The sequence below is a fragment of the Microbispora sp. ATCC PTA-5024 genome (assembly GCF_000511135.2).
Lineage (GTDB): Bacteria > Actinomycetota > Actinomycetes > Streptosporangiales > Streptosporangiaceae > Microbispora > Microbispora corallina.
Genome location: NZ_KI866522.1, coordinates 1,093,409 through 1,104,869, shown reverse-complemented (window position 1 = coordinate 1,104,869; position 11,461 = coordinate 1,093,409). Strand labels below are relative to the sequence as shown.

The 11,461-nt window shown below is 73.7% G+C and carries 15 protein-coding genes; 7 read left to right on the top strand and 8 right to left on the bottom strand.

What is annotated here, in order from left to right; all coding sequences use genetic code 11:
- Positions 1 to 122: 122 nt before the first annotated feature.
- Entirely contained in the window at positions 123 to 1,664 is a 1,542-nt protein-coding gene (locus MPTA5024_RS05000) for an acyl-CoA carboxylase subunit beta (protein WP_036320280.1), read from the top strand.
- Between the two features lie 156 nt (positions 1,665 to 1,820).
- On the opposite strand, the gene MPTA5024_RS04995 is transcribed toward MPTA5024_RS05000, so the two are convergent.
- The 3 genes from MPTA5024_RS04995 to MPTA5024_RS04985 form a co-directional block, all read right to left on the bottom strand.
- On the bottom strand, positions 1,821 to 2,312 hold the full coding sequence (locus tag MPTA5024_RS04995; protein ID WP_442922015.1) for a GNAT family N-acetyltransferase: 492 nt from the start codon (positions 2,310 to 2,312) through the stop codon (positions 1,821 to 1,823).
- A 100-nt stretch (positions 2,313 to 2,412) separates the two neighbouring features.
- Positions 2,413 to 2,988: a dihydrofolate reductase family protein gene (locus tag MPTA5024_RS04990; protein WP_036320278.1), complete on the bottom strand. Its 576-nt coding sequence runs from the start codon at positions 2,986 to 2,988 to the stop codon at positions 2,413 to 2,415.
- A gap of 275 nt (positions 2,989 to 3,263) precedes the next feature.
- Entirely contained in the window at positions 3,264 to 3,809 is a 546-nt protein-coding gene (locus MPTA5024_RS04985; protein WP_036320277.1) for a GNAT family N-acetyltransferase, read from the bottom strand.
- A gap of 410 nt (positions 3,810 to 4,219) precedes the next feature.
- Here MPTA5024_RS04985 and MPTA5024_RS04980 point away from each other — a divergent pair, with 410 nt between their 5' ends.
- The 4 genes from MPTA5024_RS04980 (at position 4,220) to MPTA5024_RS04965 (ending at position 6,501) form a co-directional block, all read left to right on the top strand.
- Complete coding sequence (locus tag MPTA5024_RS04980; protein ID WP_036320276.1) at positions 4,220 to 4,507, top strand: hypothetical protein; 288 nt, start codon at positions 4,220 to 4,222, stop codon at positions 4,505 to 4,507.
- Positions 4,508 to 4,525: 18 nt separating this feature from the next.
- On the top strand, positions 4,526 to 4,876 hold the full coding sequence (locus tag MPTA5024_RS04975; protein ID WP_198166951.1) for a hypothetical protein: 351 nt from the start codon (positions 4,526 to 4,528) through the stop codon (positions 4,874 to 4,876).
- Positions 4,873 to 5,634 (top strand): 4'-phosphopantetheinyl transferase family protein, encoded by a 762-nt coding sequence (locus MPTA5024_RS04970; RefSeq protein WP_051457716.1) that lies wholly within the window; start codon positions 4,873 to 4,875, stop codon positions 5,632 to 5,634. Before MPTA5024_RS04975 ends, MPTA5024_RS04970 begins: the two co-directional genes overlap by 4 nt.
- Before the next feature lie 144 nt (positions 5,635 to 5,778).
- Positions 5,779 to 6,501 carry an alpha/beta fold hydrolase gene (locus MPTA5024_RS04965; RefSeq protein ID WP_084369425.1) on the top strand — a complete coding sequence of 241 codons (723 nt, stop codon included), beginning with the start codon at positions 5,779 to 5,781 and terminating at the stop codon, positions 6,499 to 6,501.
- A gap of 57 nt (positions 6,502 to 6,558) precedes the next feature.
- Here the strand turns inward: MPTA5024_RS04965 and MPTA5024_RS04960 are convergent, their stop codons facing one another.
- From MPTA5024_RS04960 to MPTA5024_RS04940, 5 genes are all read right to left on the bottom strand, one after another.
- A complete protein-coding gene (locus MPTA5024_RS04960; RefSeq protein ID WP_036320273.1) occupies positions 6,559 to 7,047 on the bottom strand; it encodes an SRPBCC family protein in 489 nt (162 codons plus the stop codon).
- 90 nt (positions 7,048 to 7,137) lie between these two features.
- Complete coding sequence (locus MPTA5024_RS04955) at positions 7,138 to 8,187, bottom strand: GDSL-type esterase/lipase family protein (protein WP_036320272.1); 1,050 nt, start codon at positions 8,185 to 8,187, stop codon at positions 7,138 to 7,140.
- Positions 8,188 to 8,310: 123 nt separating this feature from the next.
- Positions 8,311 to 8,817 carry a hypothetical protein gene (locus MPTA5024_RS04950; protein WP_051458026.1) on the bottom strand — a complete coding sequence of 169 codons (507 nt, stop codon included), beginning with the start codon at positions 8,815 to 8,817 and terminating at the stop codon, positions 8,311 to 8,313.
- Entirely contained in the window at positions 8,817 to 9,407 is a 591-nt protein-coding gene (locus MPTA5024_RS04945; protein WP_036320271.1) for a hypothetical protein, read from the bottom strand. The genes MPTA5024_RS04950 and MPTA5024_RS04945 overlap by 1 nt, the downstream gene beginning before the upstream one ends.
- Before the next feature lie 216 nt (positions 9,408 to 9,623).
- Positions 9,624 to 10,109, bottom strand: a complete 486-nt coding sequence (locus MPTA5024_RS04940; protein ID WP_051457715.1) for an anthrone oxygenase family protein — start codon at positions 10,107 to 10,109, stop codon at positions 9,624 to 9,626.
- A gap of 113 nt (positions 10,110 to 10,222) precedes the next feature.
- Here MPTA5024_RS04940 and MPTA5024_RS04935 point away from each other — a divergent pair, with 113 nt between their 5' ends.
- Positions 10,223 to 11,182, top strand: a complete 960-nt coding sequence (locus MPTA5024_RS04935) for an AraC family transcriptional regulator (protein WP_036320269.1) — start codon at positions 10,223 to 10,225, stop codon at positions 11,180 to 11,182.
- Between the two features lie 127 nt (positions 11,183 to 11,309).
- Positions 11,310 to 11,461, top strand: a 152-nt coding sequence (locus tag MPTA5024_RS39270) for an SDR family NAD(P)-dependent oxidoreductase (RefSeq protein WP_036320266.1), incomplete at its 3' end; no start/stop codon positions are given.

The following is an 11,461-nucleotide window of genomic DNA, read 5'->3' as shown; positions in this document are numbered from 1 at the left end:
CGCCCGCTCCACCCGCCGTTCCCGTCCCGGCGGGTCCGCAGGCCGTACCGCAGGCCGTACCGCGGGCCACGCCGCAGACCACGCCGCAGACCACGCCGCAGGCTCCGCCGCCGCCTCCGTCCATGCGGACGCTGCGGGAACGGCGCGACGCCCTGCACGACGAGATCGTGGCCGGGACGCGCGCCGCGGTCGACCGCCAGCACGCCCTCGGCAAACGGACGGCCAGGGAGCGGCTCGCGCTGCTGCTCGACGAGGGGTCGTTCGTCGAGATCGACATGTACCGGCGGCACCAGGCCCACGGCCTCGGCATGGAGCGGCGTCGCCCGCACACCGACGGCGTCGTCACCGGCTCCGGCACGATCCACGGCCGCAGGGTGTTCGTCTACGCGCAGGACTTCACCATCTTCGGCGGCTCGCTGGGCGAGGCCCACGCCGTGAAGATCCAGAAGGTGATGGACCTCGCCGTCTCCACCGGCTCGCCGTTCATCGGCATCAACGACAGCGGCGGCGCGCGGATCCAGGAGGGGGTGATGTCGCTCAACGGGTACGGCGGCATCTTCCAGCGCAACGTCCAGGCGTCCGGGGTGATCCCGCAGATCAGCGTGGTCCTCGGGCCCTGCGCCGGGGGAGCGGCCTACTCCACGGCGCTGGCCGACTTCACGTTCATGGTGCGCGACGCCGCCCAGCTCTACCTCACCGGGCCGGACGTCGTGGAGGCCGTCAGCGGCCAGCGCGTCACGCACGACGAACTGGGCGGCGCCCAGGTCCACGGCACCCGCTCCGGCATCGCCACGTTCGTGCACGACGACGAGGAGACGTGCCTGGAGGACGTGCGCTACCTCGTCTCGATGCTGCCGGCCAACAACCTCGAACTGCCGCCGCGCGGACCCTCCCGCGACGCGGCGTCCGACCTGCGCCCGCGCCTGACCGAGATCGTCCCGGTCGAGCCGAACAAGCCGTACGACATGCGGCAGGTCCTCGCCGAGGTGGTCGACGACGGCGAGTTCATGGAGCTGCACGAGGGCTGGGCGGGGAACGTCATCTGCGCGCTCGCCCGCATCGACGGCGAGGTGGTCGGCGTCGTGGCCAACCAGCCCCTCGTGCTCGCGGGGGTGCTCGACGTGGCCGCGTCGCAGAAGGCCGCCAGGTTCGTCCGTTTCTGTGATGCCTTCAGCATTCCGCTCGTCACGCTCGTCGACGTGCCCGGCTTCCTCCCGGGAACCGACCAGGAGTACGCCGGCATCATCCGGCACGGCGCCAAGCTGCTGTACGCGTACTGCGAGGCGACCGTGCCGCGGGTGCAGGTCATCCTCCGCAAGGCGTACGGCGGGGCGTACATCGTGATGGACTCCCGTTCGATCGGCACCGACCTGTCGCTGGCCTGGCCGACCAACGAGATCGCGGTCATGGGCGCCGAGGGCGCGGTGAACGTGATCCACCGGCGCGAGCTCGCGTCCGCGGCCGACCCCGCCGCCCTTCGGGCCGAGCTGGTTGCCGAGTACTCGCGGCAGCTCGTCCACCCCCACTACGCCGCCGAGCGCGGGCTCGTGGACGACGTCATCGACCCCGCACACACCCGATCGGCGCTCGCCCGCGGCCTCGCCATGCTCCGTGACAAGCGCCGCCCGGCCGTGCAGCGCAAGCACGGCAACGTCCCGCTGTAGGGCGTCCCCGTACGCGCGCGGCGTTTCCCGCCGGGTCCGGCACGCCGAACGCGGCGGGCGGCGGGGGTGGGCTGCCGGGGCGGGCGCCTGCGGGGGCCGGCGGGCTGGAACCTCCGCCCTGTCGCCAGGCCGCCGCCTGGTCCACGGCGTGGGGGCTCAGCGACCGGCGGTCACGGCTTTGCCGAAGGCGAGCAGGGTGAGCCCGGGGACGGGGGTCCAGTCGCGCTCAGGCAGGCGGTCGAACCCCTTCGCCCGGTAGAGGCGCTGGGCGGACGTCATCCTGGGCTGCGTGGACAGGACGAGCCGTCGCGCGCCCCGGGACGCCGCCAGGCCGGCGACCGCCTCGACCAGCGCCCCGCCCACGCCCCGGCCGCGCGCCGCCGGATCGACCGCCAGCGCGCGCATCTCCGCCTCGCCGGCCTCACGGGCGACCTCGCAGCCGGGCCCCCACAGCTGCAGCATCGCCGTGCCCACCGCACGGCCGTCCTCGACCGCGACGAGCACCTCCCCGTCGCCCCGCGTACCGAGCAGCCGCAGGGTCTCGGCGTAGGCCGGATTGGCCGCCAGCAGGTCCTCCGCCTCGTAGGCCGCCACCCGCAGCCGCCCGACCTGGTCCATCTCGTCCGGCCGTGCCTCACGTACGATCACGGCCGTATCCAACCAGGCCGGACCGACACCACGGCCCCGGGCCCCCCAAACGCTCGCCGTGCCGAGCGGCCGGCATGGGTCGACGCCGCCTCGTCGTCGATCACCTGTGTCGCGTCGGCCGATAGGTCAGCACCTGCGTGTGGCCGTCGAAGGTCCGGGCCTCGATCAGTTCGAGGTCGAAGTCGTCCGCACCGTCGAAGATCCGGTCGACGCCGGTCGTCCCGGAGATGACCGGGAAGACCGTCACCTCGATGACGTCGATCAGGCCGGCGTTCAGCAGCGCCCGGTTGAGCGTCAGGCTGCCGTGGGAGCGCAGCGGCACATCGGACTCGGCCTTGAGGCGCGTGACCACCTCGACGGGATCGCCGGACTCGATGGTCGTGCCCGGCCACTCGAGGGGCTCGGTCAGCCGGCTGGAGAGCACCGTGACCGGGGAGTCGAACATGCGCGTGATCCACTCGTCCAACAGGCCCCGATCGAAGCCTGCGCCGAGGAACGGCGCGTTCGACGCGTAGGTCGTGGCCCCCAGCACCATGCGCAGCGGGCCGCGGTGGGCGGCGGCGCGATACTCCAGGAATTCGGGGCCCTGCTTGCCCCAGTAGCCGCCCCAGTCGCCGCTGTGGTTGGCGAAGCCGTCGAGCGTGGAGAAGATGTCGAAGGTGTAGGTGGCAGTCATGGTGTCTCCTCGCGGGAAGCCGGTCGCGCCCGCCTTGTGGCGGCCTCACCCCTGCTACGAACACCACCGCCCCGATCCGACACGCTTCCGGATCTCTTCCAGAACCTTCCGGGCTCATGCGGTCTGCGGGTGTAGCGGAACCCCCCGGCCTCGATCAGCGTGTCGACGCCGACGGCCTGCACGCCGTCGAGACGGTGCGGGGTCAGACATAGGAGCCTTCACTCGCGAGCGTGCCACCCGCGGCGGCCGACACCTGTGGGCCCGCGTCCCCGGTGTCAGCCGGCGATCCACTCGCTGCGCAGGATCGAGTAGTAGACGCTGTCGCGCCAGGTGCCGTCCCCGCGCGGCCAGTCGCGGCGGACCAGCCCGTCCCTGACCGCCCCCAGACGGTGCAGCGCCTGCTGGGACCGGACGTTGTCGGGGGCCGTGCGGAACACCACCTTCTCGCAGGCCAGCTCCGTGAAGGCGTGCTCCAGCAGGAGCCGCTTGGCCTCCCGGTTGATTCCCGCACCCCACCACGCCCGTCCGAGCCAGGTGGATCCGATCTCGACCTGCCGGCGCACGTCGTCCGGATACCAGTACGACGTGGTCCCGGCCACCTCCCCGCCGGTCACCACGGCGAACGGCAGGCGCACCGCCTCACGGCTCAGCGCCGCACGGATCCACTCGCCCATGGCCTGCACGGTCGGCGGACGGTCGTACGGCAGGGTGGCGAAGACCTCGTCGTCCGCCGCGGCCCACAGTCCCTTGGCGTGGCCGGGGGACAGCGGCTCCAGGCGGACACGCGGGCCGGACAGGACGAACGGGCGCCGTGGAAACACCCAAGAAGTCTGCCAGCCGGCGACCCCGCACCACCACCCGAGACGCCTCCGGCCCTATCGGATGGCCAATTGCCGCGACGTCCGGCCTCTTGGCGCCCCGCAATTGTTGGTTTTCTTTTTTTCATTTCGCGGCGCCATTCTTGGTGTCATTTCCCCGGGTGGCCGGATGGTGTCGTCCCCGGCCCGGAGTGGCCGCTTGCGGCAAAGTGCCAGGTCAACGGGCATTACAGGATGCGGACGCGGGCCGGGCACGCCTGGAGGGGATGGCAGGAAGCTGTCGCGGCGAGGCAACTTGCTGCCGCCGTTTTGCCTGGTTGCCGGGCTGTGGAAAGCGCAGAGTTGGTTGTGCGAGAACAAAACAACCGCTCACCGAAAAGAGTAATGAAATGAACAGCCGGATTGCCTCCCCCGTGAATTCCCCCCGTTTCGCCAAGTGGTCGCTCGCGATTGTCTCCGGCGCCCTCGCGTGCGCCGCCGGGCTGGGCGGCTACGAGGTCGCCGCGGGCGGCACCACATGGGACTCCCCGCGGGCGGTGGCCGCCGGCACGACATGGGACTCGGCCCCGGCCACGGCTGACGGGACGACCTGGGACGCGGCGCCCGCCACGGACGACGGCACGACGTGGGACTCGGCCGGGACCACGGACGGCACGACGTGGGACTCCGTCGCTCACACCGACGGCACCACCTGGGACTGAGTCCGAAGGCGACGACCGATGCTTGTTCAGTTGACGATGCGCCGCACGGCCGGCCACGCGCCGCCCAACTCGCCGATCGACGGAATCCGGATCATGGCGCTGCTGCCCCGGAGATGGCGCGCCGACCTCACGCAGGCCACCGGGGACATCATCATCCGGGTCCAGACCGACGAGGACGTCACCGGCGCCGAGATCGGCGCCGAGATGGCCGAGATCCTCACCAATCCGGAGGTCAGCCACTGGCGGCTGGCGGCCTGCCGCACGCTCTCCGGCCCCCCCGACGCGAAACCCCCCGACGCGAAACCCCCCGACGCGAAACCCCCCGACAGCAAGCCGCCCGTACAGCACGAGAAGGAGGAGCACCGATGATCGCCACCATCCTGAAGACGGCGGAGTGCCGCGTGTGGTGGGCCGACCCGTGGCAGCAGACCGTCGAGACGCTGACCAGCGTCCTCAGCGAGCCCGAGCTCGACCGGGCGGCCCGCTTCCACCGGGAGCAGGACCGACGACGGTTCCTCACCGGCTCGTGGCTGCTGCGGACCGTGGCCGCCACCCAGCTGGGCACGTCCCCCGAGGACGTCCAGATCGACCGCCGGTGCCCGGACTGCCCCAAGCCCCACGGCAAGCCGTACGTGCGGACGGGCGGCGTCCCCCTGCACGTGTCGGTGTCCCACTCGGGGAACCGGGTGGTCGTGGGCGTCACGACCGCCGGGCCCCTCGGGGTCGACGTGGAGGAGGTGCCGGCCGCCCCGGTCGACGAGCTGGCCGAGTGCGCGCTGTCGCCGTCCGAGCTGGAGCTCCTCGACGCGGTCCCCGCGTACGACCGGCACGCCGCCTTCGCACGCGTGTGGGTCCGCAAGGAGGCCGTGCTCAAGGCCACCGGTCACGGGCTGCGGATCCCGCCGGACGAGGTCCTGGTCAGCGGCCCGGACGAGGCGCCCGCGCTGCTCGGCTGGCCGCTGGACGTCCCGCCCGAGAGCGTCCGGCTGCGCACGCTCGACCCCGGCCCCGGGTACGTCGGCGCCGTGGCCGTGGTCTCCGGCGCACAGGTGATCACCCTCTCGGAGTCGCACGCCGCCGACCTCGTCGAGGTCTCCCACGCGTACACGCTGCCCGCCGCCGCGTGACGCACGTTGACGAGCCCCCGCGCGGGACGGCTGAATGGCTGTGGGAGCCGCGCGGGAAGCCTCGTCGTCCGCCTTCGGCACAAGGCGGCCCGGCGCGACCCCCTCCGGGGTCGTCCGAGCCGTGAAGGAGAGGAATGACCTTCCGTGAACAAGCCCATCGTCCTGATCCCCGGCCCCTGGACGGGCGCGTGGATCTGGGAGCCCGTCACCCGCGGCCTTCGCCGCCTCGGCCACCGCGCGCTGCCGGTCACGCTGTCGGGCCTCGGCAGCGCTGACGGGGACGTGTCCGCCGTCGGCCTCGGCACGCACGTCGACGACGTGCTCGGCTTCCTCGCCGCCGAGGACCTGACCGGCGCCGTCCTCGTCGCGCACAGCTACTCGGGCATCGTCGCCGGCCAGGTGGCCGACCGGGCCCCCGAGCGGGTGGCCCACACCGTCTTCGTCGAGGGCTTCCTGCCCCACGACGGCAGGTCGATGCTGCACGCCTTCCCGGAGCGGCTGCGGGCCGACGAGCTCCGGCTCATCGAGGACAACCGGGGCCGCTGGCCGGCCCCCGACCCGTCCGTGGTGGCCGACGGCCAGGACCTCTCCCCGCGGCAGGCCCGCTGGCTCGCCGAGCGCTTCGTGGGCCACCCGGGACGCACGATCGCCGAGCCCGCCGTCCTCACCCGTCCGCTGGCCCAGCAGCGGGCCACGTACGTCATCTGCGAGAGGGAGCACTTCGGCGGCAGGGTCTCGGCCGACGTCACGGCGCTGCGCGCCGCCCCCTCCTGGACTTTCCACACGATCGACGCCGGCCACTGGCCGATGGTGTCGGCCCCCGGGCGGCTGGTCGACCTGCTCGCCGGCATCGCCGCCGCGGACTGACCCCGTCGCCCCGCCAGGGAAACCGGCGAACGGGATCGGGGCGTCGAACCGGGGGCGTCAGCGCGCGGCGGCCTCGAGGGCCTCGTCGCCGGTCTCGAGGAGGGTCTTCAGCGCGGAGAGGATCCGCGGCCAGCCCTCGCCGATGCCCGCCAGCAGGGCGCCGCCGGGCTCGAAGCCGTCGTGGACGACGGTGAGCCTGACCCCTTCCTCGACGGGCTCGATGTCGAACGTCACCTTCGACCGCGGCTCCGCGGCCAGCCGGGCCAGGGTCTCCTCGTCCATGGCGGTGGCGGCACCCATCTCGGGGGTGAACGTGTGCCAGGTGTAGGCGAGCCGCCGGTAGGGGTCGCTCTCCAGGACCACCTGCTCGGGTCCCGCCGACGTCGCGCCGGCGTAGTGCCAGACCATCGGCGAGCCGGGCGACCAGTCGGTGTCGAACGTCGCCCCCCAGTAGCGGCGGGTGAACGCCGGATCCGTCAGGGCCCGCCACAGCCGCTCCGGGCTGGTGCCGATGTAGGTCGTGTAGACGAAGGCGTCGTCGGCCATCTCCGTTGCTCCCTGTCCGTGGTCGCGAACATGCAGCCGTTCGGCTGCCTGAAACGATAGGCAGCCGAACGGTTGCATGTCAATCGGAGCTCACGAGGAGGGGAGACCTGCGGCGAGGAGCGGCGCGCCGAGGGCGAACGCCACGGGACCCGTCGGGACCGTCTCCTGCGGCCCCCTGGCGGCGCTGACGGCCACCTCGTACGCGCGCCCGGGTTCCGGACTCAGATCGCAGCTCGTGGCGGCGACGGGCAGCTCGGAGCGCCGGAACGGCTCCCCGGACCCCGTGTCGCGCAGGTGGAGCCAGTACCCGCTCGCGCCGAAGACCGGTGTCCAGGAGATCCGCACGCCACGGCCGTACGGGCGGACGGTGAGTCCCCGGGGCGGCCGGATCGGCAGCGGGTCGGGCGTCCGGGGGATCGGGACGGCGAAGTCCAGCCGGCCGCCGGCGAACGCCGCCGAGAACGCGTCGGCGAACGCCTTGGCGATCGTGAACTCCCCGGCGCTGTTGGGGTGGAGCCCGTCGTACGCGTCGTGACGGGGGTCGTACACCCCGGCCAGGCCGACGGGCACGATCGGGGAGGAGTTCGTGGACAGCCGGTGAAGGAGGCCGGGCAGGCGCTCGTTGTACGACGCGGTGACGCGCGGCAGGTCCGGACTGTGGCCGAGCGGGGTGCGGTGGACGATGTCGGCGACGAGGAAGCGCAGACGAGGGCCGGCCGCACGCGCCTCCCGGACGAACGTGCCCACGTCGTCGAGGAGGCGGCCGGGGCCGGACACACCCCAGGCGAGGTCGTTGAAGCCGAGCCCGACCATCAGGTACTCGGGCCGGTGGGCGGCGACGGCGGCCCCGATCCCGTCCTTGGCCTCGGCGAGCAGCCGTCCCCAGCGGGCGTAGTGCCTGCTCCCGGGAAAGTGGATCCCGGGGCGGTAGCGGCCCTCGCAGCCCGGTTCCGCGGCCCGCGCCGGGTAGCCGGGCGGCTGGCGGACGGGCAGCGTCGCGGTGCCCGTCCACGGGCCGACGAAGCGCGCCGCCACCCCGTGGGCGTCGAAGTGCCGGGCCAGCCGGTAGCGCCAGGTGTAGTCGCCCTCCAGCCCCTGGCTGATCGAGTCGCCCACGATCATGATGGTCGGTCGCAGCATGGCGGGCCTCTCGGACGGCGTGCGCGCACGCTCGCGCCCGGCGCCGCCCCGGCCTCGGCGGGAGGCGGGAGCGACGCCGTGGTGCGTACGGCGAGGTGGAACGCGGCCCCGCGCGGAGGCGGGCTAGCGCGAGCGGGCCTCCGCCCCCGGCTGAGGGCCGGGGACCGGTGCGCCCGCGGGGGGCCGGGCGGCCGCCAGGCGCAGCAGCGGCCGGACGTACAGGAAGGCCAGGAGGCCGAGCCCGGCGAGGAGCAGCAGGGCCGTGAACACCCACTCCATCGAGCCGCCGGGGCCGTAGACGCGGCTGGGCCGCCCGACGTCCACGGCCCTGGTGCGCTGCCCGGTCCGCAGGTAGTCGCGGTCGGCCCCGTACAGGGCGACGCCGGCGCGGCGGACCGTGCCGTCGTCCGAGCGGAAGTCGCCGGACCAGGTACAGGCCTCGTGCCCCGGGTGCTCCACGCAGTCGAGCCGGGTGGCGGTGAAGGTGCCGGGGATCCCGTCCGCGCGGGCGGCCCGCACCGCCGGCCCGATGCTGGGCACGGCCAGGTACAGAAGGAACAGCCCGATGAGGGTCAGCACCGCGGTGAAGCCCGGGGAGCGCCGGCGCCCGGCGGGCGGTTCCTGCGCCATCACGCGGCGGCGGCCGCGGCGGCGGTGGCGGCGACGGGGGCCGCGCAGGTGCACACCATCAGCGCCCGCTCGGCGCGGCTCGGCCGCCGGTGCAGGATCATGGCGACGACCATGGGGATGGTCACGATGGTGTTGTAGAAGAGGTGCAACTCCATCCGCGGCACCAGGAGCTGGATGATGCTCGTGGGCACCGGCCGGCCGAGCAGGTGGTCGCCCGTCATGGCCTGCAGGAGCAGGAGCAGGTGCTCGAAGTGGTGCCACACCTGGATCCCGAGCGAGACGTTCCACCACACCCGCGCCCTGCCGCTGAAGCCGCGCCGGAGCGTGAGGAGCCCGATCAGCATGAGCAGCGCGTAGCCGTAGTGCATCCACTCAGATGTGACCAGCCACGGGAACGGCAGCCCGAGGACGCCGCGGGCCTGCGGGAGCGGCCAGCCGAGGACGTACACCTGGATGGCCTGGGCTATGTGCTCGGCCCAGTGGGCCACGACGATGAAGGCGAACACGCCCAGCGCGGCGCGGTGGTAGCGGGTGTTGAGCGCGGTCATCCACGTCCGGGAGGGCGTCGACGATGCGGCTTCGGTCGCCATGCGAGAACCTCGATCCCACGGATGCAAGTCGTCGCGCCGCGGCCGGCCGGGGGTGCACCGGTGCCCGTTGTCTGCCGGGCCAAGGGCGGCACGCCTCATTATTCGTTGATCGGCTAGGGGATGTTTCTCCCGGTTTGCTCTATTTCGCTTTTCGGGTGTGATCTTTTTCCGGCTCCACGGCCGAGGCGCCGGCTCCGCGGCCGAGCCGTCGGCGGCTCAGACGAGAAGGGCCCAGGCGAGGCACCCGAACGCGGCGGCCGAGGCGGCCGCCCGCACCAGGTTCCACCGCACCCAGGTCGCCTCGAACCGGTCCCGGACGAGGCGCGGATCGGCGAGGCGGTCCGGCGCCCCGGCGGCGTCGAGCGCGTTGTTGAGCGGGATGTTGACCGCGAAGGTCACCGCGAGCGCGGCGCAGTGGAAGAGCAGGGCGGCCCCGGCCCACGGCAGCGCCCGCCGGGCGTCCCCGCCCAGGTGCAGCGCCGCCGTCACGGCGGTCAGGACCGGCGCCCCGGCGAACGTGAGCGCGAACCAGCCGTTCAGGATCGCGACGTTGATCCGCTGCATCGCGTCCACGAGGGTCCGGTCGGCCGCGCGCCGCAGCCCCGGCATGACCGCGCAGGCGAACGCGTAGAACAGCCCGGCGATCAGTCCTGACGTGATCACGGCGGCCAGCAGCGCGACCGTTCGCAGGGTGTCCGGCACGTTCGTCCTCCTCGTGGCGTCGGTGGTTCGGTGGTCCCCAGTAAACCGGCGGTCGTCGAGACGGGAAATGGCCGAGGATCGCGCGGACATACGCGAGCGTCTACGGTGGGCGTGTGGACGCCCTCGCGCGACTCCTGGACGGCCCGAGAGCCGAGGGGGCCTTCCTGCTCCGCTCGCTCCTCGCCCCGCCCTGGTCGCTGCGCATCGAGGACCGGGCGCCGCTCACGCTGGTCGCCCTCGTGCGCGGAGGCGCCTGGATCGTGCCGGACGACGCGGAGCCGGCGCGGCTGGGACCGGGGGACGTGGCGATTCTGCGCGGCCCGGACGCGTACACGGTCGCCGACGACCCGGGCACGCCGCCGCAGGTGGTCATCCACCCGGGGCAGCGCTGCACGACGCCGGAGGGCGAGCCCCTCGGCGACGTGATGCGGCTGGGCGTGCGGACCTGGGGCAACGACCCCGGCGGACCGGTGACGATGCTGACCGGCACCTACCAGATGCGCGGGGAGATCAGCCGCCGCCTGCTCGGCGCGCTGCCCGCGCTGCTCGTGCCGCCCGCCGGCGCGTGGGACGGTCCGCTGGTCGGGCTGCTGGCGGACGAGATCGTCAAGGACGAGCCGGGCCAGGAAGCCGTCCTCGACCGGCTCCTCGACCTGCTGCTGATCGCGGTGCTCCGCGCCTGGTTCGCGCGGCCGGAGGCGGAGGCGCCGTCCTGGTACCGGGCGAACGCCGACCCCGTCGTGGGGCGCGCCCTGCGGGCCGTGCACCGCGACCCGGCCCAGCCGTGGACGGTGGCCACGCTGGCGGCGGAGGCGGGCGTCTCCCGCGCCGCGCTGGCCCGGCGTTTCACCGGCCTCGTGGGCGAGCCGCCCATGGCGTACCTGACCTCGTGGCGGCTCGCGCTCGCGGCCGACCTGCTCCGCGAGACCGACGCCACGATCGGGGCGGTGGCGCGGCAGGTGGGGTACGGCACGGCCTTCGCGCTCAGCGCCGCCTTCAAGCGGGAGCGCGGCGTCAGCCCCCGCGACCACCGCCGCGACCACCGCCGCGCCGACGGCCGCGCCGGAGTGTGACCCCGGCGTGCCGGGCTCGTCCGGCCAGGGTGCGACAAGGAGCGCGTCCGCGGATCCCCATGAACGGCCCCGGACGCCTCTGGGCGCCCCCGTCGCCGGGTAGGCCGGGACAGGGGAGGAGGACGTCATGGACCTGGCCGGTGCGCGGGTGCTCGTCACGGGAGCGTCGTCGGGCATCGGGGCCGCCACGGCCGAGGCGCTGGCCCGGCGGGGCGCCAGCCTGGCGCTCGCGGGGCGCGACGCCGCCCGGCTGGCCGGCGTGGCCGAGCGGACCGGCGG

Coding starts and splice junctions, on each gene's coding strand:
- MPTA5024_RS05000 (WP_036320280.1), top strand. CDS start 123: ATGCGGACGCTGCGGGAACGGCGCGACGCCCTGCACGACGAGATCGTG.
- MPTA5024_RS04990 (WP_036320278.1), bottom strand. CDS start 2,988: ATGACTGCCACCTACACCTTCGACATCTTCTCCACGCTCGACGGCTTC.
- MPTA5024_RS04975 (WP_198166951.1), top strand. CDS start 4,526: ATGCTTGTTCAGTTGACGATGCGCCGCACGGCCGGCCACGCGCCGCCC.
- MPTA5024_RS04970 (WP_051457716.1), top strand. CDS start 4,873: ATGATCGCCACCATCCTGAAGACGGCGGAGTGCCGCGTGTGGTGGGCC.
- MPTA5024_RS04960 (WP_036320273.1), bottom strand. CDS start 7,047: ATGGCCGACGACGCCTTCGTCTACACGACCTACATCGGCACCAGCCCG.
- MPTA5024_RS04955 (WP_036320272.1), bottom strand. CDS start 8,187: ATGCTGCGACCGACCATCATGATCGTGGGCGACTCGATCAGCCAGGGG.
- MPTA5024_RS04950 (WP_051458026.1), bottom strand. CDS start 8,817: ATGGCGCAGGAACCGCCCGCCGGGCGCCGGCGCTCCCCGGGCTTCACC.
- MPTA5024_RS04945 (WP_036320271.1), bottom strand. CDS start 9,407: ATGGCGACCGAAGCCGCATCGTCGACGCCCTCCCGGACGTGGATGACC.